The organism is Rhodosalinus sediminis (assembly GCF_003385555.1).
Classification (GTDB): Bacteria; Pseudomonadota; Alphaproteobacteria; order Rhodobacterales; family Rhodobacteraceae; genus Rhodosalinus; species Rhodosalinus sediminis.
In genome coordinates this window covers 1-17,948 of sequence record NZ_QOHR01000029.1, presented here as the reverse complement: position 1 = coordinate 17,948, position 17,948 = coordinate 1, and the positions used below count along the sequence as shown (strand labels likewise).

General features: G+C 71.0%; 16 protein-coding genes. 7 read left to right on the top strand and 9 right to left on the bottom strand.

Annotated features, from left to right (window positions below; translation table 11 throughout):
* Positions 1 to 112: 112 nt before the first annotated feature.
* Positions 113 to 964, bottom strand: a complete 852-nt coding sequence (locus DRV84_RS13760; protein ID WP_115981719.1) for a sigma-70 family RNA polymerase sigma factor — start codon at positions 962 to 964, stop codon at positions 113 to 115.
* 94 nt (positions 965 to 1,058) lie between these two features.
* Between DRV84_RS13760 and DRV84_RS13755 the strand changes: the two genes are divergently transcribed.
* The 3 genes from DRV84_RS13755 to DRV84_RS13745 are packed head-to-tail and all read left to right on the top strand — an operon-like array spanning position 1,059 to position 4,118.
* Complete coding sequence (locus tag DRV84_RS13755; protein ID WP_115981717.1) at positions 1,059 to 1,658, top strand: MarR family transcriptional regulator; 600 nt, start codon at positions 1,059 to 1,061, stop codon at positions 1,656 to 1,658.
* Positions 1,655 to 2,872, top strand: coding sequence for a P-loop NTPase (locus DRV84_RS13750; RefSeq protein ID WP_239995085.1), 1,218 nt, complete (start codon positions 1,655 to 1,657; stop codon positions 2,870 to 2,872). The genes DRV84_RS13755 and DRV84_RS13750 overlap by 4 nt, the downstream gene beginning before the upstream one ends.
* A complete protein-coding gene (locus DRV84_RS13745) occupies positions 2,865 to 4,118 on the top strand; it encodes a DUF6522 family protein (protein ID WP_115981715.1) in 1,254 nt (417 codons plus the stop codon). The genes DRV84_RS13750 and DRV84_RS13745 overlap by 8 nt, the downstream gene beginning before the upstream one ends.
* Before the next feature lie 94 nt (positions 4,119 to 4,212).
* Here the strand turns inward: DRV84_RS13745 and DRV84_RS13740 are convergent, their stop codons facing one another.
* From DRV84_RS13740 to DRV84_RS13715, 6 genes are all read right to left on the bottom strand, one after another.
* Positions 4,213 to 5,220, bottom strand: coding sequence for an ABC transporter ATP-binding protein (locus DRV84_RS13740; RefSeq protein WP_115981713.1), 1,008 nt, complete (start codon positions 5,218 to 5,220; stop codon positions 4,213 to 4,215).
* Positions 5,217 to 6,239, bottom strand: a complete 1,023-nt coding sequence (locus DRV84_RS13735; RefSeq protein ID WP_239995084.1) for an ABC transporter ATP-binding protein — start codon at positions 6,237 to 6,239, stop codon at positions 5,217 to 5,219. Before DRV84_RS13735 ends, DRV84_RS13740 begins: the two co-directional genes overlap by 4 nt.
* Positions 6,236 to 7,192 carry an ABC transporter permease gene (locus tag DRV84_RS13730; RefSeq protein WP_115981712.1) on the bottom strand — a complete coding sequence of 319 codons (957 nt, stop codon included), beginning with the start codon at positions 7,190 to 7,192 and terminating at the stop codon, positions 6,236 to 6,238. The genes DRV84_RS13735 and DRV84_RS13730 overlap by 4 nt, the downstream gene beginning before the upstream one ends.
* A complete protein-coding gene (locus tag DRV84_RS13725; protein WP_115981709.1) occupies positions 7,189 to 8,175 on the bottom strand; it encodes an ABC transporter permease in 987 nt (328 codons plus the stop codon). Before DRV84_RS13725 ends, DRV84_RS13730 begins: the two co-directional genes overlap by 4 nt.
* 82 nt (positions 8,176 to 8,257) lie before the next feature.
* Positions 8,258 to 9,406: a PAS domain-containing protein gene (locus DRV84_RS13720; RefSeq protein WP_115981707.1), complete on the bottom strand. Its 1,149-nt coding sequence runs from the start codon at positions 9,404 to 9,406 to the stop codon at positions 8,258 to 8,260.
* A gap of 132 nt (positions 9,407 to 9,538) precedes the next feature.
* Positions 9,539 to 11,116 carry an ABC transporter substrate-binding protein gene (locus DRV84_RS13715; RefSeq protein WP_115981705.1) on the bottom strand — a complete coding sequence of 526 codons (1,578 nt, stop codon included), beginning with the start codon at positions 11,114 to 11,116 and terminating at the stop codon, positions 9,539 to 9,541.
* A gap of 204 nt (positions 11,117 to 11,320) precedes the next feature.
* On the opposite strand from DRV84_RS13715, the gene DRV84_RS13710 reads away from it, so the two are divergent.
* Positions 11,321 to 12,667, top strand: a complete 1,347-nt coding sequence (locus tag DRV84_RS13710; RefSeq protein WP_115981703.1) for a mechanosensitive ion channel family protein — start codon at positions 11,321 to 11,323, stop codon at positions 12,665 to 12,667.
* A 14-nt stretch (positions 12,668 to 12,681) separates the two neighbouring features.
* Here DRV84_RS13710 and DRV84_RS13705 read toward each other — a convergent pair whose 3' ends face one another.
* Positions 12,682 to 14,175 (bottom strand): FMN-binding glutamate synthase family protein, encoded by a 1,494-nt coding sequence (locus DRV84_RS13705; protein ID WP_115981701.1) that lies wholly within the window; start codon positions 14,173 to 14,175, stop codon positions 12,682 to 12,684.
* A gap of 111 nt (positions 14,176 to 14,286) precedes the next feature.
* Between DRV84_RS13705 and DRV84_RS13700 the strand changes: the two genes are divergently transcribed.
* The 3 genes from DRV84_RS13700 to DRV84_RS13690 all read left to right on the top strand — a co-directional run bounded on the left by DRV84_RS13700 (position 14,287) and on the right by DRV84_RS13690 (position 16,006).
* On the top strand, positions 14,287 to 14,730 hold the full coding sequence (locus DRV84_RS13700) for a DUF302 domain-containing protein (protein ID WP_115981699.1): 444 nt from the start codon (positions 14,287 to 14,289) through the stop codon (positions 14,728 to 14,730).
* Between the two features lie 207 nt (positions 14,731 to 14,937).
* Complete coding sequence (locus DRV84_RS13695) at positions 14,938 to 15,417, top strand: fasciclin domain-containing protein (protein WP_115981697.1); 480 nt, start codon at positions 14,938 to 14,940, stop codon at positions 15,415 to 15,417.
* A gap of 91 nt (positions 15,418 to 15,508) precedes the next feature.
* Positions 15,509 to 16,006, top strand: coding sequence for a fasciclin domain-containing protein (locus DRV84_RS13690; RefSeq protein WP_115981695.1), 498 nt, complete (start codon positions 15,509 to 15,511; stop codon positions 16,004 to 16,006).
* A 296-nt stretch (positions 16,007 to 16,302) separates the two neighbouring features.
* Here DRV84_RS13690 and DRV84_RS13685 read toward each other — a convergent pair whose 3' ends face one another.
* Entirely contained in the window at positions 16,303 to 17,670 is a 1,368-nt protein-coding gene (locus DRV84_RS13685; protein WP_192881428.1) for a polysaccharide biosynthesis/export family protein, read from the bottom strand.
* Positions 17,671 to 17,948 lie beyond the last annotated feature (278 nt).

Sequence of the window (17,948 nt, the reverse complement as noted above, 5' to 3'; positions counted from 1 at the left end):
CGATCAGCGCCTCGCCGCCGTCGGTGAGGGGTGATTTACGGATCGCCGCCCCGAGTCGCAAGCCCTTTTTTGGGGCGCTGCAAAGAAAACGTCACATTCCGTGGCGTCGGCCTCAGGCGCCCACCTCGTCGCCCTCCTGCGCGAAGGCCCGGCGCAGCCGCTCGAGGCCCCGCTCGCGCAGCTGGCGCACGCGTTCGCGCGAGATTCCATAGGTTTCGCCGAGCTCGGCGAGGGTCTTGGGCGGCTCCTGCACGAAAGAGGCGATGACGATCTCGCGCTCGCGCTCAGGCAGCGTGCGAATGTGCCCGGCGACCTGCGCCCAGAAGGCGCGCCGGTCCATGCGCGCGCCGACCGCCGCCTCGGTGTCCGAGTCGGGATCCTCCAGAAGCTCCTGGATCTCGCTCCCCTCTTCGCCGAGCGCCGGGCGGTTGAGCGAGCCGTCCCGCGCCGCGAGACGCTGGCGCATCGCGCTCACCTGGGATTCGTCCACGCCGAGCTCGGCGGCGATGGCGGCGTCCATGTCGGCCTCGGCCACCTCGCCGGTCATGCGCAGCCGCGATTCGACGCGGCGCAGGTTGAAGAAGAGCCGGCGCAGCGCCGGCGAGTTGCCGAGCCGCACCAGCGACCAGCTCCGCATGCGGTAGTCCTGTATCTCCGCGCGGATCCACCACGCAGCATAGGTCGAGAAGCGAAAGCCACGGTCCGGGTCGAACCGCTCGGCCGCCTTCAGAAGGCCGATGTTCGCCTGCTGCACGACGTCGTCGTCCGGCGCGCCGCCCGGCCCCGCCGCGCGCCGGGCCGCGGCGACGGCGAGCGCGCGATGCGCCGTGACGAGCCGGTTGCGCGCCGCCGTGTCGCCCTCGTCGCGCCACGCATAGGCGAGCGCGAGCTCGGTCTCGGCGTCGAGAAACTCCGGCGGGCGGGTCCGTGCGCCCTCACGGGGCGGCGGAAAGGGTTTGTTCATCGCGGAGCGGGCTCCCGGCTGATGATAGCGTATCGAAACCATCTCGCGCCACCCCGTCCTTGTCAAGGAAGTTTCGAAACGATACTTTCCGACCATGAGCGACGATCTCTCACCCGACGAGCTCGCGGAGTTCCTGGTCCACCTCGGCCGCGCCGCGCGGGGAGAGGACGCCGGCGCCGCGCTCACGCCCGCGCAGTGGACGGCGCTGCGTTTCTTCGCGCGCGCCAACAGCGCCTCGCGCACGCCCTCGGCCTTCGCGAGCTTTCACGCCACCACGCGCGGCACCGCCTCGCAGACGGTGAAATCGCTCGAGACGAAGGGTTACCTCGTCCGCCGTCAGAGCGAGCACGACCGCCGCAGCGTGCGCTTCGAGCTGACCGAGGGCGGGCGCGACATGCTGGCGCGCGACCCGCTGCGCCATCTCGCGCAGTCGATCGCGCGGCTCGGCCCCGCCGAGCGCCGCGCGCTCGCCCGCGCGCTGCCGGCGCTGGCCGTCGACGTCGCCGCGGCCCGGGGCGCGAACGCCTTCGGCACCTGCGGCGACTGCCGCCATTTCAGCGCCCGCGACGGCGGGGGACATTGCGCCTGCGTCGCCGCGGAGCTAACGCCCGAGGAGATCGGCCAGCTCTGCGCCAGTTTCGCCGCGGGCGACGACGCCCTCCAGCTTCCCGAGGACCAGAAGGACACCCCGTGACCGACACGCCCCCGACCCTCGCCCAGGAGACCTCCAGCGGGTCCGAGAACCTGCCCGGCATCGGCCGCATCCTCGCCGTCGCAAGCGGCAAGGGCGGCGTGGGCAAGTCCACCGTGACCACGAACCTCGCCCTCGCGCTCGCCGGGCAGGGGCTCTCGGTCGGCATCGTGGACGCCGACCTCTACGGCCCCTCGATCCCCGGCATGCTCGGCGTGCCCACGAACGAGCCCCCCCGCATCGGCCCCGACGACAAGGTGATCCCGGCCGAGGCGCACGGGGTCAAGGTCATCTCGATGGGGATGCTCACCGGCGACGACAAGCCCGCGATCCTGCGCGGCCCGATGGTCGCCAAGTACCTGCGCATGTTCATCACCGAGGTCGCCTGGGGCGGGGTCGACGTGCTCCTGCTCGACCTGCCGCCGGGCACCGGCGACGTGCAGCTCACGCTCGCGCAGGCGTTTCCGCTCTCGGGCGCGGTGATCGTGACCACGCCGCAGGACGTGAGCCTCAAGATCGCGCGGCGGGGCCTGCGCATGATGGAACAGGTGAAGGTGCCGATCCTCGGCATCGTCGAGAACATGAGCGGCTTCACCTGCCCCTCCTGCGGGACGGTGACGCACATCTTCCACCAGGGCGGCGGCGAGCGCATCGCCGGGGATCTCGGCGTGCCCTTCCTCGGCGCCGTGCCGCTCGACCCGTCGGTGGTCGATTGCGGCGACGCCGGCAAGCCGCTCGTCGTCGCCCAACCCGAGGCCCCCGCGGCCGAGGCCTACCGCGCCGTCGCCACCGCCATCGCGGGCAGCGCGACGGGCGACGCGGGCCTCGAGCTCCCGTTCGACTGGAACTGGGCCGAGAACACCGGCGCGCCCCGGGGCCACCCGGAGGCCGCGCGCCCCGACGGCCCGGCGGAGGTGCCGCTCGCCATGGAGCGGCCCGACGCGCGCACGCTCGCCGTCACCTGGGCCGACGGGGCCGAGACGCGCCACGACGTGCGCGACCTGCGCCTCGCCTGCCGCTGCGCGCAATGCGTGGACGAGATGAGCGGCCGGGCGCTCCTCGACCCGGCCTCGGTGCCGCTCGACGTGGCGCCGACGCGCGTCTGGTCGCTCGGCAACTACGCCATCGGCATCGCCTTCAGCGACGGCCACCAGAGCGGCATCTACCCCTTCACCACGCTCCGCCGCCTCGAGGCCGCGGAGGCCGAGGATGTCTGAGCGGCTGAAGATCCGCGCCGAGCGCCCCGCGGGCGACCCCGACACCCTGCGCTTCGTGCTCGAACGCGAGGTGCAGCCGGGCGCGGAATTCTCCGGCGCCGAGCCGGGCGCGGCGCCCCTGCCCCGCGCGCTCCTCGCCATCGAGGGGGTGCGCGCGCTGCACGTCGCGGGCCGGGTGGTGAGCGTCACGCGCACGCCCGGTACCGACCGGGAGGCGCTCAAGGCCCCCGTCGCCGCCGCCATCCGCGCGGTGCTCGCCGAGACCGACGCGCCCTTGGGCGACGGCGCCGCCGCACCCGCCCCGGGCGCGCGCGATGACGCGGGCGTGCGCGAGGCGGTGCAGCACGTCCTCGACGCGCAGGCCAACCCCTCCATCGCCGCCCACGGCGGCCACGTCGCGGTGGTCGACGTGCAGGACGGAGTGGTCAGCCTGCGCATGTCCGGCGGCTGCCAAGGCTGCGCCGCCTCCGCCGCCACCCTGCGCCAGGGCGTCGAACAGATGATCCGCATGGCGGTGCCGGAGGTGCGCGAGATCGTGGACGTCACCGACCACTCCGCCGGCACCAACCCCTATTATGCGCAGGCCCCCGCCGCGCCGGAGGGCGCGACGCCCCTCCTCCACCGCCCCGTGCCGCCCGGCGCCATCACCGAGGAGCAGGGCCGCTTCATGGTCGCGCCCGACTACCTCGCGCCGAAGCTCGGGCTGACGGCGGACGCGCTGCGCGAGGCCCTGCGCGCCGGCGACGCCGCCGCCACCGTCGAGGAGGGCCACGGCCCCGACGCCGGCATGACCCGCATCACCGTGCGCCACGGAGAGCGCGCCTGGGCCGCCGAGATCGCGCCCGACGGCGCCGCCCGCGAGGTGCCGCCGCCCCGCCGCGCCACCGACGACGAGGCCGCCCTGCGCCAGAAGATCCGCGCGCAACTCGCCGGCCTCGCCCCCGGCGAGCTCCCGATCACCTACGGCGCGCTCGCCCGCTCGCTCGGCATGTACATGCCCGGCGCCGTGCGCCGCGTCACCCGCGCGCTCGAGGCCACCATGGCCGAGGACGCCGCGGCCGGCCGCCCCTTCCTCGCCGCGCTGGTGGTCAGCCGCATGCGCGGGCGCACCCCCGGGCAGGGCTTCTTCGACGAGGCCGCCCGCCTCGGCCGCGGCCCCGCGGCGGGCGAGGACGAGGCCGCCTGGTGGGCGCGCGAAATGGCCGCCGCGCGCGACACCTACCTCGCGCGCGTCGACGCGGGCTGACCGCCCGGCCCTTCTTCTTGGGTCAAATATCCTCGGGGGGTGAATGGGCCGAAGGCCAAGAGGGGGGCAGACAGCCCCCCTGCCCCGCCCGGGATCACTCCGCCGTCGCCGGCTCCGCGCGGAAGCGGCGCACCGCCTCCTCGGCCCGGTGGCAGGCCACGCGCGTCTCGCCGAGCGTGCGCATCTCGGGGCGCTCCACGCTGCAGCGCTCGATCGCGAGCGGGCAGCGCGGGTGGAAGGCGCAGCCCGGCGGCGGGTTGATCGCGTCGGGGATCTCGCCCTTGGGCGGCTCCACCTCGCGGCCGAAGGCATCCATCCGCGGCGCCGCGGCGAAGAGCATCTGCGTGTAGGGATGCGCCGGCGCCTCGAAGAGCGTGTCGCGCGGCGCCTCCTCCACCAGCCGGCCGAGGTAGAGCACGCCGATCCGGTCGGCCATGTGCTGCACCACCGTCAGGTCGTGGCTGATGAAGAGATAGGTCAGGCCCAGCTCCTGCCGGAGGTCGCTCATCAGGTTCAGCACCTGCGCCTGCACGGAGACGTCGAGCGCCGAGGTCGGCTCGTCACAGACGATCACCCGCGGGTTCGAGGCGAGCGCGCGCGCGATGCAGAGGCGCTGGCGCTGCCCGCCCGAGAACTCGTGCGGGAACTTCGAGGCGTCGGCGGCCGACAGCCCCACCTGCTCCAGCAGCCGCTCGGCGAGGCCCGCGGTCTCGCCGCCCCGCGCGGCCACCGGCTCGGCGATGATGTCGCGCACCCGCCAGCGCGGATTGAGCGAGGCGTAGGGGTCCTGAAAGATCATCTGCACGTCGGAGCGGATGCGATCCACCTTCGCCGCGTCCGTCTCGCGCGAGAGGTCCACGCCCTCGATCTCGACCGTGCCCTCGGTCGGGGGCACGAGGCCCACGACGATCTTGCCGATGGTGGACTTGCCCGAGCCCGACTCGCCCACGAGGGCGTAGACGGATTTCTCCTCCACCTCGAAGGAGACGTCCGAGACCGCCGTCAGATAGGACTTCGGCAGGCGTTCGAGCACCCGGTTCAGCCACGGCTTCGAAACGTCGAAGACGCGGGTGAGTCCGCGCACGGAAATCAGCGATGTCATGCGGCGCTTTCCTCCGTCTCCGGGGTCAGCGGGAACCAGCAGGCGGCGCGCCCCTCGCAGGCGGCGAGCGTCGGCGGCGGGTTCTCGCGGCAGCGCTCTCCCGCCCGCTCGCAGCGCGGGTGGAAGGGGCAGCCCGCCGGCAGCGCGTTGAGCCGCGGCATGGCGCCCGGGATCTGCTTGAGCCGCGCGTGCCCGAGGCTCGCGAGCGGCGTCGAGGCCATGAGCCCCGCGGTGTAGGGATGGCGCGCGCGCGTCAGCACCTCGCGCACCGGGCCGAGCTCCACCAGCCGGCCGGCATACATCACCGCGACGCGGTCGGCAGCCTCGGCGATCACACCCATGTCATGGGTGACCAGCATCACCGCGACGCCCCGCTCGCGGCAGAGTCGCTTCAGGAGCGCGATGATCTGCGCCTGCACGCTGACGTCGAGCGCGGTGGTGGGCTCGTCCGCGATCACGAGGTCGGGCTCGGCGCAGAGCGCGAGCGCGATCACCACGCGCTGGCGCATGCCGCCCGAGAACTCGTGCGGATAGCTGTTGATGCGCGCCCGCGCGGCGGGGATGCCCACCTCCTCGAGCGCGGCGACTGCGCGCTCCAGCGCCTCCGACTGGCTGACCGGCAGATGCTCGAGGATCGTCTCGGTCAGCTGCTCGCCGATGGTCAGGAGCGGGTTGAGCGAGGTCAGCGGGTCCTGAAAGATCATCCCGATCCTGTCGCCGCGCAGCCGGCGCAGCCGGTCGCGCGGGATGTTGTCGATGCGCTCGCCGTTCAGACGGATCTCGCCCCCGGCGATGCGCGCGGGCGGGTCGAGCAGGCCGATCACCGCGTTGCCGGTCATCGACTTGCCCGCGCCGCTCTCGCCCACCACGCCGAGGATCTCGCCCGCGCGGATGTCGTAGCTCACCCCGTCGGTGGGGCGCAGCGTGCCGGCCCGCGTCGGGATCTCCACCACCAGATCGCGGACCGAAAGGACAGCGGCGGCGTTGGCGCGGTCGTCGGAATGCATCGTCTCGGTCATCTGAGCCTCGGGTTCAGCGCGTCGCGCAGCCAGTCGCCGAGCAAGTTGATGGAGAGCGCGAGCGCGAGGAGCGCGAGCGCCGGGAAGAAGAGGATCCACCACTCGCCCGAGAACATGAACTCCTGCCCGATGCGGATGAGCGTGCCGAGCGAGGGCTTCGTCGGCGGCGCACCGACGCCGAGGAAGGACAGCGTCGCCTCCGCGATGATCGCCAGCGCGAGGCTGATCGTGGCGATCACCAGCACCGGGTTCAGCACGTTGGGCAGGATGTGGCGCAGCATGATCGCCCCGCGCGAGCGCCCGATCAGCCGCGCGGCCTGCACGTATTCCTTGTTCTTCTCGACGAGCGTCGCGCCGCGCACCACGCGGGCGAACTGCACCCAGTCGGACAGCCCGATGGCGAGGATCAGCACCCAGATCGCCATCTGGTCGCGGAACTCGGGCGGGGTGATGCCCTTGGCGATGCCGAAGATCAGCATCGCCACGAGGATCGCCGGGAAGGTCAGCTGCACGTCCGCCGTGCGCATGATGATCGTCTCGGTCCAGCCGCCGATGTAGGCCGCGACGAGGCCCAGCGTCACGCCGATCACCATGGCGAGCAGCACCGCCGAGAAGCCCACGAAGAGCGAGATCCGCATCCCGTAGAGGATGGTCGAAAAGACGTCGCGCCCCTGGTCGTCGGTGCCGAGCAGGAAGACCTCCCCGGTGAACTGGTTCTCCGTCATCGGCGGCGTGAAGCCGTTCATCAGGTTCAGCGTCGCCGGATCGAAGGGATCGTGCGGCGCGATCACCGGCGCGAGCACCGCGGCGAGGATCAGGATCGCCACGACGACGAAGCTCACCACCGCGACGGGCGAGCGGCGGAAGGAATAGGCGAAGTCGCTGTCCCAGGCGCGCTTGAAGCGCTTCACCGCGCGCGCCTCGCGGACGGGGCTGAGGGGGGCGTCGGTCATGTCACCTTCCCGGCCGAGCGATCCACCCGCAGCCGCGGATCGATCGCGAAATAAAGCAGGTCCACGATCAGGTTGATGCCCACGAACATCACCGAGATCATCATCAGGTAGGCCGCCATGACGGGGATATCGACGAACTGGATCGCGTTGATGAAGAGAAGCCCCACGCCCGGCCACTGGAACACCGTCTCGGTGATGATGGCGAAGGCGATGATGGAGCCGAGCTGAAGGCCCGTGATCGTGATGACGGGGACCATGGTGTTCTTCAGCGCGTGGCGGAAGTTGATCGCGCGCTCGCGCAGGCCGCGGGCGCGCGCGAAGCGGATGTAGTCCTGCCGCAGCACCTCGAGCATCTCGGTGCGCACCAGCCGCATGATCAGCGTCATCTGGTAGAGCCCGAGCGTGAAGGCCGGCAGGATCAGCGCCTTGATCCCGCTTTCGGTCAGGAACCCGGTGGTCCAGCCGCCGATCGCGACCACCTCGCCGCGCCCGAAGCTCGGCAGCCAGCCGAGCTCCACCGCGAAGACGTAGATTAACAGAATGCCGATCAGGAAGGTGGGCAGCGAGACCCCGATCAGGCTGAGCGTCATGATCGCGTTGGCGGCGAATCCGCGTTTTCGGATCGCTGTGAAGATGCCGAGCCCGATCCCGAAGGCGAGCGCGAAGAGCCCCGAGACGAAGGCGAGCTCCAGCGTCGCGGGCAGCCGCTCGACGAGGATTTCCGAGACGGGCCGCCCCTGCCGGTAGCTCAGGCCGAAGTTGCCCTGCACCGCCTGCTCGAGGAAGCGCCAGTATTGCACCGGGAAGGGCTGATCGAGCCCGAGCTCGGTGCGCAGCCGCTCCACGTCGGCCTGCGTCCGCTCCTGCCCCAGCATGTTGTCGATCGGGTCGCCCACGAAGCGGAACATGGCGAAGGCCACGAGCCCCACGATGAGCAGGACCAGTGCGGACTGAAAGACACGGCGAAGCACATAGGCGAGCATCTCGGCAACGTCTCCGTAAACGCCGGCCCGGTCAAGCGGTCGGGCCCCTCCGTGACGCCGCGGCGCGGCGATGCACGCCGCGTCAGCCGGCGTCGTCCCCCGCCCCTCCGGCGGGGATCTCCACCTCGAATCGGGTGCCGGCGTCGCTCACCACCCGGACCTCCGCCCCAATCGAGCGGGCCAGCCCGTCCACGATGGTCCCGCCGAGCCCGGCGTCCCCGTCGCGGCCCCCCGTTTCACGCGCACCGTCTCCGGCTTCCGACCGCGCGTGCTGTTCCGAGATCGAGACCGCGCCGGCGGGCCAGTCGCTGCCCACCGGCAGGCCCACGCCGTCGTCCGAGACGCTGAGCACCACCGCGCCGTCGTCGCGCCGGGTCAGGCGGATCGCCACCACGCCGGCATCGCGGCCGACGAAGGCGTGCTTGAAGGCGTTGGTCAGGAACTCCGACAGCAGCAGCCCGAGCCGCGCGGTGGTGTCCAGCGGCAGCAGGACCTCGTCGCAGGCGATGTCGAGGCGCACCCGCGCCCGCCCCTCGATCCCCGTAACCGCGGCGGCCACCCGTTCGAGGTAAGGCCCCACCGTGACGACCTCGGGCACGCCGCCGCCGGCCTCTTCGCCGGCGTTGAAAAGCTCGTCGTAGAACAGCGAGAGCGCCTCGACCCGGTGGCTCAGGTCGTCGAAGGAGGCGGCGCTGATCTCGCGCCGGGATTGCAGGCGGATCATGCTCACCACCATGGCGAGGTGATTCTTCACCCGGTGCTGAAGCTCCTTCAGCATGGTCTCCTGGCTGATCGCGCGCCGCTCGCGCAGCGCGGCCTCCTCGGCGTCGACGTGACGGAGCAGGCCGAAATACCCGGTGAGCGCGCCGGTCTCGTCATGCACCGGCGAGACGAAGAGCTGATTGCGGAAGGTCGAGCCGTCGGCCCGGTGATTCGTCAGGGTGACGACGAAATCCTCGCCGCAGTCGAGCCCGGCCCGGATCTCGGCCACATCCGCCGGGTCCGTCGCCTCCCCCTGCAGGAAACGGCAATTGTGGCCCACCGCCTCGTCACGCGGGTAGAGCGTCAGCGTCTCGAAGGCCGCGTTGACGTAGGTGATCGGGTTGTCGGCCGCCGTGGGATCGGTGACGCAGACCGCGACGCGCGATCCGGCCATCACCCCGGCCAGCGACACGTCGTTTCCGCCGCCGAAGCCTCCGCCCCCGATGTCCCGCCGCCCGCCTTCGCGCATGCGTCGCCCCGTCGCCGTTCGTCGCGGGCAAGGATAACGCGGCGATCCGGCGCGCCAAGACCGCCGCCCACGAAAAAGGGGCGGCCGTGTGGCCGCCCCCGTCGTCCTCGTCGCCCCGATCGGGACGGTCGCTCAGTTCATCTCGAAGAACTTGAACTTCGGGTCGTCCTCCGGGCTCACCTCGGTGATCACGTCCTCGGACATGCCCCAGTTCAGCACTTGGTGGTGGACCGGCAGGTAGATCGTCTCGTCCTGCACGACCTCCCAGATCGACTGGATCGTGTCGTTGCGCACCTCGAGATCGGTCTCGGAGGCGAGCGAGACGATCATCTCGTCGACCTCCGGGTTCGAGAAGCCGGTGCCGTTCCAGCTGCCGCGCTCGTCGGTGCGGGTGTGCACGAGGAAGTTGAAGATGTACTCCGAGTCGTAGGTCGGAACGCCCCAGCCCAGCATGTAGAAGTCGGTCTCGCCGTTGGTGATCAGCGGGAAGTGCTGCGCCTTGGGCTTGGCGTCGAGGTTCACGGTGATCCCGATCTGGCCGAGCATGCCGACGACGGCCTGACAGATCGCCTCGTCGTTGACGTAGCGGTCGTTCGGGCAGTCGAGCTGGATCGAGAAGCCGTCGGCGTAGCCCGCCTCCTCCATCAGCGCCTTGGCGGCGTCGACGTCGGTGGTGGTCTCGTCCATCGCCTCGGACCAGCCGTTGACGAAGGGCGGCGCGATCATGCCGGCGGGCTCGCTCTGGCCGCGCATGACGACCTGCTTGATGGCGTCACGGTTGATCGCCATGTTCATCGCCTTGCGCACGTTGGCGTCGGCGAGCGGGTTCTCGCCCTCCACGTCGTCGTTGGCGATGTCGTCGGCGCCCATGTTGAGCCCGAAGAAGATCGTCCGGTTCTGCGGCGCGGTCTTGACCACGAGCCCCTCGGTCTCGGCCACGCGGCCGAGGTCCTGCACCGGCACGTCCTGGATGAAGTCCACCTCGCCCGAGAGCAGCGCGGCGACCCGCGTCGCGGCGTTCTGGATCGGGGTGTACTCGATCCGGCTGACCTCCAGCGGGAACTCGTCGATGCCCCAGTAGTCCTCGTTGCGCTCCAGCACGGTGCGCACGTCGGGCTCGCGGCTGATCAGGCGGAAGGGGCCGGTGCCGTTGGCGTTGGCGGTGGCGTAGGTCTGTTCGCCGCCCTCGACGTCCTGCACCTCGACCGTGTCGTTCTCCTCGGCCCAGCCCTTGTCCATCATGAACAGATTGGTGAGGTTCGACGGCAGGATCGGGTTCGGCCCGTCGGTCACGATCTCGACCGTGTAGTCGTCCACCGCGCGTACCTCGGTGATCGAGGTCAGAAGCTCCTTCATGTCGGAGTCGGGCGTCTTGGCGCGATTGATCGAGAACACCACGTCCTCGGCCGTGAAGTCGGACCCGTCGTGATAGGTCACGCCCTCGCGCAGTTCGAACACCCAGACCGTGGGATCGTCGGCCTTGGGCGCCCAGGAGGTCGCGAGCGCCGGCTGCATCTGACCGTCGTGGTCGCGGATGATGAGCGGCTCGTAGATCTGGTGCGAGAGCGTGTGCGTCGGCCCCTCGTTCTGGGCGTGCACGTCGAGGGTGAGGCTGTCGCCGGCACGCGCCCAGCGCAGCGTCTCGGCGGAGGCGCCGACCGCGGTCGAGGCGAGCAGCGCGGCGGCCAGAAGGCCGGTCGTCCGTTTCATGTGGTCGTCTCCCTGTTCCGATCCGGCACCGAAGCGCCCCGGATCCCGTGACATTCCGGCAGAATAACAGCCGGGCCGCACCGGGCAAGCGGCGTGCCTGCCGCACCCGCGCCTTCCCCGGGGGAAGCGCCGCGTCGCTGTGCGCGCGTGAAACCGGAGCGCCCGGGCCGCGTTGACGCCCGCGGAGGGCACGGCGAAAGGCGCATGAACCCCGAGACCACCGATCCCGCGGGCCGCGGCACATGGCTCATGGAGGCCGCCCGCCGGCTCGCCGCCGAGGCGGCGGATCTGGGCGCGATGCTGGTCGTGCCGTGGAACGCCTGGCAGGTCGCCATCGCGGCCGGGCTCTTCGCGCTGGCCTGGGCGCTGCGGGCGGCCGTCGCGCCGGGACTGCACGGCTGGATGCGGGCGCGCTCGGGCTGGCCGCGCTGGCGGCTGCGGGTGCTGGTGCTGGTACACAAACGGCTGCGGCTGATCTTCTACGTGCTGCTCCTCTGGGCCACCGTCTGGATGATGCGGGAGATCACTTGGCCCTCGCGGTCGTGGCTCCTCGCCATCCTCGCCGATCTCGCCACCGCGTGGCTGATCGTCGCCTTCGCCACGCGGCTGATCGCCAACGGGCCGCTGCGCCGGGTGGTGCGCTACGGCGCCTACGCCTGGGTGACGCTGCGCATCCTCGGGCTGACCGACGAGGCCGAGCGCCTGCTCGGCCGCGCCGCGATCGAGTTCGGCGAGGTGCGGCTCTCGGCGTGGATGGTGCTGCAGGGCGCCTTCCTGCTGGCGCTCCTCTTCTTCGTGGCCCGCGTGATCGCCCGGCAGAGCGCCGCGCGGCTCTACGCCAACGAGGAGCTCAGCCCCTCGATGCGGGTGCTCTCGGTCAAGCTGTTGCAGGTGGGGCTCTACGGCGCGGCCTTCGTGATCGGGCTGCGCGCGGTGGGCTTCGACCTTACCGGCCTCGCGGTGCTCTCGGGCGCCGTGGGCGTCGGCCTCGGCTTCGGGCTGCAGAAGGTCGTCTCGAACCTCGTCTCGGGGGTGATCCTGCTCCTCGACCGGTCGATCAAGCCCGGCGACGTCATCAGCATCGGCGAGACCTTCGGCTGGATCAACAGCCTCGGCGCGCGCTACGTCTCGATCACAACACGCGACGGCAAGGAATACCTGATCCCGAACGAGGACCTGATCACCGGGCAGGTGGTGAACTGGTCCCATTCCAACGACTTCGTGCGCCTCGACATCCACTTCGGCACCGCCTACGGGAACGACCCGCACACGGTGCGCCGCGTCGCGCGCGAGGCGGCGGCCGGCATCGACCGCGTGCTCGAGGACCGCCCACCGGTCTGCCACATCACCGGCTTCGGCGACAGCGCCGTGAATTACGTCCTGCGCTTCTGGATCCGCGACCCGGCCGGCGGCATCACCAACATCCGCGGCAACGTCTACCTCGCGCTCTGGGACGCGTTTCAGGCGAACGGCATCGCCATCCCCTTCCCCCAGCGGGAGGTGCGCATCCTCGAGGGCTCCGAGATCCGCACGCGCCGCGCCGATGCCTGAGGCGCCGGGCGCGCTCAGGCGGGCTCGGGGCGCGGGACCGAGGGCGAGATCTCGTTCATCGGCACCGAGCGGCCGTCCTCCTGCACGAGGCGGACGTGGCGGCGGCGCATCAGCCGCGGCTCGGCCACGCCGACGGAATGGGCGATCATCTCGACCTCGCCGATGATGGTGCGCGCGTAGGCGGCGACGCGGCGGTCCTTCTCCTCGGCGACGAGGCCCGCCTGCAGGCGCGGGTCGTGCGTCGTCACGCCGGTCGGGCAGGTGTTGCGGTTGCACTTGAGCGCCTGGATGCAGCCGAGCGAGAACATGAAGCCCCGCGCGTTCGTCACGAAATCCGCGCCCGCGCAGATCGCCCAGGCGACGTCGCCCGGATTGACCAGCTTGCCGGAGGCGACCACGCGGATGCGGTCGTGCAGCCCGTGGCGGTCGCGCAGGTCCACGATGCGCACGAGCGCCTCGCGCAGGGGCATGCCGACGAGGTCCATCAGCGGCATGGGCGCCGCGCCGGTCCCGCCCTCGCCGCCGTCCACGGTGATGAAATCCGGCGCGCTCTCGGGCCCGCGGCGGTCAATCTCGGCGAAGAACGCCTCCCACGGGTCCAACGAGCCGAGGCAGGTCTTGATGCCCGTGGGCTTTCCGGTGACCGCGCGGACGTGCGCGATCAGGTCCAGAAGCTCGCCCCAGCTTCCCGCCTCGCGGTGGCGGTTGGGCGAGAGGCTGTCCTCGGCCTCCGGGATGCCGCGGATCTCGGCGATCTCGGGGGTGACCTTGTCGGCCGGCAGGATGCCGCCCTTGCCGGGCTTGGCGCCCTGGCTGAGCTTGATCTCGAACATGCGGACCTGATCGTGCGCTGCGACCGCGCGGAGCTTCTCGTCGTCGAGATTGCCTGCCGCGTCGCGGACGCCGTATTTCGCCGTGCCGATCTGAAAGACGATGTCGCAGCCCCCTTCGAGGTGATAGAGCGACAGCCCGCCCTCGCCGGTGTTCATCCAGATGCCGGCCATCCGCGCCCCGTGGGCGAGCGCGCGCACCGCCGGGCGCGAGATCGCGCCGTAGCTCATCCCCGAAATGTTGAAGACCGAGGGCGCGGCGTAGGGCGTCGGGCAGTGCGGGCCGATCACCAGCGGCGCGGTGGTGCCGTACTGATCGTCGAGCGGCGGGAAGGCCGCGTTCATGAAGATCGGCGTGCCCGGCGTGCTCGTCAGCCGGGTGGAGCCGAAGGCGAGCGTGTTGCTCCGCCCCTCGGCGGCGGCATAGACCCAGTTGCGCTGCGCGCGGTTGAAGGGCAGCTCCTCGCGGTCCATGGCGAAGAAATACTGCCGGAAGAACTCCCCCAGCGTGGTGAAGAGATGGCGGAAGCGGCCGATCACCGGGTAGTTGCGCCGGATCGCGTCGCCCCGCTGCGTCCGGTCGAGCACGAAGAGCACCGCGACGAGCAGAACGCCGAGCCCCACCGCGAGGATGAAGAGCGCCGCGAGCGCCTGAAGCGCGATCCCGATCCAGTCCATCGCTCCTGCCTTTCCGTCTTGACCTGCCGCAATGCGCGCGGACACCTGCGAGCGTAGCGTGCACGCATCGGGCCGGCCACCGCGGCCGGCCCCGGACACAGGGAGAGAGACATGCGCAAGACACTCGCCGCCGCCGCCCTCGCCGTCTGCGCCGGGCCGGCGCTCGCCGACGGGGACGTGGTCACCTACGAGACGGATCTGTCTTACGGCGACGTGGCCTTCGGGCTCGAGAACGCGATCCTCGACGAGGGGCTGGTGATCGACCACGTCAGCGACGTGGGCGGCATGCTCTCCCGCACGCGGGCCGACGTCGGCTCGGACGTGGTGCTCTACGAGGCGGCGGAGGCCTACGGCTTCTGCTCGGCCACCGTCTCGCGCGCGGTGATGGAGGCCGACCCGATGAACATCGCCTATTGCCCCTATCACGTCTTCATCATGCAGGAGGCGGGCGAGGAGACGGTGACCATCGGCTACCGCGGCTATCCCGACGGGCCCATGGACCAGGTCGAGGCGCTTCTCGACCGCATCGCGCGCAGCGCCATCGGCATGGACTGAGGCCCGCGCGCTCACGGCAGATCACAAGGATTTTAGTAGAAACCTCGGGGCGGCGCGGCTTAGCGCGCGTTGCCCCCGGGTCAAACGCGATCGGCGGAAAACCCCGGTGAACCCGCGGGCGGTCTCCGGCGTAGAGTCACTCGAAATGCTCGAACGGGCATTTCGTTTCGAACGAAGATTTCGTTTCGCTCACGCAGGAGGACAGACATGTTCCGCAGAACCCTCATCGCCCTCGCCTCGGCCACCGCGCTCGCCGGTCCGGCGCTCGCCGACGACCACATGGGCAAGGACATCGTGGACACCGCCGTCGAGGCCGGCAACTTCACGACCCTCGCCACCGCGCTCGAGGCCGCGGGCCTCGTCGAGACGCTGAAGGGCGACGGCCCGTTCACCGTCTTCGCGCCGACCGACGACGCCTTCGCCGCGCTGCCCGAGGGCACCGTCGAGGGCCTGCTCGAGGACACCGACACGCTCACCTCGATCCTGACCTACCACGTGGTGCCGGGCGCGGTGATGTCCTCGGACCTTTCCGACGGCATGATGGCGGAGACGGTGCAGGGCTCCGAGGTCGAGATCAGCATCATGGACGGCACGGTGATGGTCGACGGCGCGACCGTGACGACCGCCGACATCGAGGCCTCCAACGGGGTGATCCACGTCATCGATTCGGTGATCATGCCCGAGTAATCTGGCTCACGGAGCGAGGGCGGGGCGCCTGCGGGCGCCCCGTCCGCGCGCCTGATCGAGCGACCGCATATCAACGGAAAGGAGCCATCACATGAACCGCCGTTTCGCGCTCAAGACGCTCGCCGGCACCGGCCTCGCCGCGACGATCGCGGCCTGCGCGCCCATGATGTCCCAAGAGCCGAGCATCGCCGGCGTCCTCTCGAGCAACGATCAGTTCTCGACCCTCGTCGCCGCGGCCGACGCCGCCGACCTCGTCGGGACGCTGGACGGGGACGGCCCCTTCACCGTCTTCGCGCCCACGAACGCCGCCTTCGAAAAACTGCCCGAGGGCACGGTCGAAGCGCTCCTCCAGCCGGAGAACCGCGACCAGCTCTCCGCGGTGCTGACCTATCACGTGGTCCCGGGCGTCGTGACCTCGGATCAGCTGATCGGCGAGCGCCTCTCGGCGACGACCGTTCAGGGCGGCGACCTGCACATCGACGCCACGGGCGAGGCGGTGCACGTCAACGACGCGCGCGTCACGCAGGCCGACATCCCGGCCTCCAACGGCGTGATCCACCGCATCGACACGGTGCTCCTGCCGGAGTGACCGGCGCACCGGGGCGCGCGCGCCGCCGGCGCCGCGCCCCGGCAGGCCGCGCCGCTCGGACGCCGGGCTGCGCCGCCGTCGTAAAGAGACCACGCTCACGGATCGCATCGCCGGCAGGGCGGTTCCACGTCGCCCTGCAGCCATTTGTGCCAGGCCGTGATCTCGGGAATACGCGCCCCCGTCGGCGCGATCCGACGTGGTCGCACGTCACGCGATGATGCGCGCCGCCGCCGACCATCCCCCTCGCGTCACGGGCGGCGGGCCGCACGGCCCGCGCCCTCGGCCCAAGGCGCGGCTTACTCCGTCACCGCCGACTGCGCCGTGTTGATCAGCACCGGGAAGAACTGCCGCAGCGTGCGGTTCCAGCGCGTGATCGGCTGCGCCTCGATGAAGACCACGTCGTCGGGCCGCATCTCGAAGCGCCCGGCGAGGGTGAAGGCCGCCGGGTTCGTCGCGTCGAGGTGCCAGGCGGTCACCGCCCCGAACTCCGCCGGATCGGGCGAGGGCCGCAGCACGTAGATATGCGCCGGGTTGCCGGTGGTCACGTCGAAGCCGCCGCTCTCGAAGAGCACGTCGGCGAGCGACGCGCGCTGATCGAACGGGAGCGGCACGCGGCTCTGGCTGGCGACCTCGCCGCTCAGGTAGACGTAGTCGCGCGGCTCGGCGCCGAGCTCCAGCCGGGTCCGGAAGTTCGAGCGCCGCTCGTTCAGCGCCGCCTGGCGGAAGCCGATCTCGGCCTGAAGCTCGGAGAAGGCCTGCCTGCGCGATTCGCGCTCGAGCGAGATGATGTCGATCTGCTGCTGGAAGTAGGAGAGCGCCTTGTCGAGATCATAGGTCAGATCGACGAAGATCGCGTCGCCCGAGCGCAGGATGAGGTTCTGCAGATCGGCGTCGTCCTCGAAGGTGTCGACGGGGATCTGGTAAAGCGTCCCGTTCCGGAAGATGCGGATGGTGGCGAAGCGCGGCTCGGGCACGTCAAGCCCCCCGGCCGCCGCCACGGCGAGGCCGAGCGTCAGCGGCTGCAGCGTGATCGGCACGACCGTGGGGCTGCCCACCGCGCCGCCCACGACGACCTTGTGCGCGTTGAACTCCGCGATCTCGAGGGCGACGGCGGGGCTGAGCTCATTGGCGATGAGAACGTCGAACAGCTCGTTCTCCGCCTCCTCGAGCGTCAGCCCGGCGAGCCGCGCCTGCCCGATGTCGGGGATCGAGATGGTGCCGTCGTCGCGCACGGTGAAGCCCTGGCGCTGGGTCTGCGCGGCGAGGAGGCCGCTCAACTCCTCGACCGTGGTGCCCGCGCTTTCGGTGGCCAGCAGCACGCGGTCGCCCACGCCGATGCGATAGGGCTCCGGCTCGACCGGCGGCGGCGGGCGCATGACCGGCTCGCGGAAGGTCTCGTCGGGCACGACCGGCGCCTCCGGGAGCGCGGCGGCCTGGCGCATCCGCCCCTCGTTCGTGGCCGTCTGGTAGAACGCCTCCGGCAGGCTCTGGGGCGTGTAGGGCGCCCGGTTCGCCATCATAACGCTCTGCGAGCTGAACGTCATGACGCGCACGGGAACGTCCGCGCTGTCGCTGCGCACCGAGGGGCTGACGTAGGTGATGCCGCAGGAGGCCGTGGCGAGGACCGCGGCGAGCGCGAGGGCGACGGGGGCGCGACGGGTCATTTCGAGGTGTCCTTCTGCTCGATCGTACGCCGCTTACGGCATTTTGACAGCATTTTTATCGCATGACTGGCAGAACCGCTACAGCGCGCCGCTAGAGCGCGCCGGCACCGATGGTGAACCGCGGCTTTCAGGTCACGCCGCGTCGCCCCACGCCAGCCGTCGCCGCAACACCCGCCGGATGTCCCGCGGAGGGAGCCGCGCGATCCGGCACGGTGAACGAACGGGCACCCGCACCAACCGAACGCGATTCGTTAAGGATCGTCTGATCTACCGCTTCG

Bases quoted from the DNA above. Each gene is read 5' to 3' on its own strand.
- DRV84_RS13760 (WP_115981719.1), bottom strand. From the start codon at position 964: ATGAACAAACCCTTTCCGCCGCCCCGTGAGGGCGCACGGACCCGCCCG.
- DRV84_RS13755 (WP_115981717.1), top strand. From the start codon at position 1,059: ATGAGCGACGATCTCTCACCCGACGAGCTCGCGGAGTTCCTGGTCCAC.
- DRV84_RS13745 (WP_115981715.1), top strand. From the start codon at position 2,865: ATGTCTGAGCGGCTGAAGATCCGCGCCGAGCGCCCCGCGGGCGACCCC.
- DRV84_RS13740 (WP_115981713.1), bottom strand. From the start codon at position 5,220: ATGACATCGCTGATTTCCGTGCGCGGACTCACCCGCGTCTTCGACGTT.
- DRV84_RS13735 (WP_239995084.1), bottom strand. From the start codon at position 6,239: ATGACCGAGACGATGCATTCCGACGACCGCGCCAACGCCGCCGCTGTC.
- DRV84_RS13730 (WP_115981712.1), bottom strand. From the start codon at position 7,192: ATGACCGACGCCCCCCTCAGCCCCGTCCGCGAGGCGCGCGCGGTGAAG.
- DRV84_RS13725 (WP_115981709.1), bottom strand. From the start codon at position 8,175: ATGCTCGCCTATGTGCTTCGCCGTGTCTTTCAGTCCGCACTGGTCCTG.
- DRV84_RS13720 (WP_115981707.1), bottom strand. From the start codon at position 9,406: ATGCGCGAAGGCGGGCGGCGGGACATCGGGGGCGGAGGCTTCGGCGGC.
- DRV84_RS13715 (WP_115981705.1), bottom strand. From the start codon at position 11,116: ATGAAACGGACGACCGGCCTTCTGGCCGCCGCGCTGCTCGCCTCGACC.
- DRV84_RS13710 (WP_115981703.1), top strand. From the start codon at position 11,321: ATGAACCCCGAGACCACCGATCCCGCGGGCCGCGGCACATGGCTCATG.
- DRV84_RS13705 (WP_115981701.1), bottom strand. From the start codon at position 14,175: ATGGACTGGATCGGGATCGCGCTTCAGGCGCTCGCGGCGCTCTTCATC.
- DRV84_RS13700 (WP_115981699.1), top strand. From the start codon at position 14,287: ATGCGCAAGACACTCGCCGCCGCCGCCCTCGCCGTCTGCGCCGGGCCG.
- DRV84_RS13695 (WP_115981697.1), top strand. From the start codon at position 14,938: ATGTTCCGCAGAACCCTCATCGCCCTCGCCTCGGCCACCGCGCTCGCC.
- DRV84_RS13690 (WP_115981695.1), top strand. From the start codon at position 15,509: ATGAACCGCCGTTTCGCGCTCAAGACGCTCGCCGGCACCGGCCTCGCC.
- DRV84_RS13685 (WP_192881428.1), bottom strand. From the start codon at position 17,670: ATGACCCGTCGCGCCCCCGTCGCCCTCGCGCTCGCCGCGGTCCTCGCC.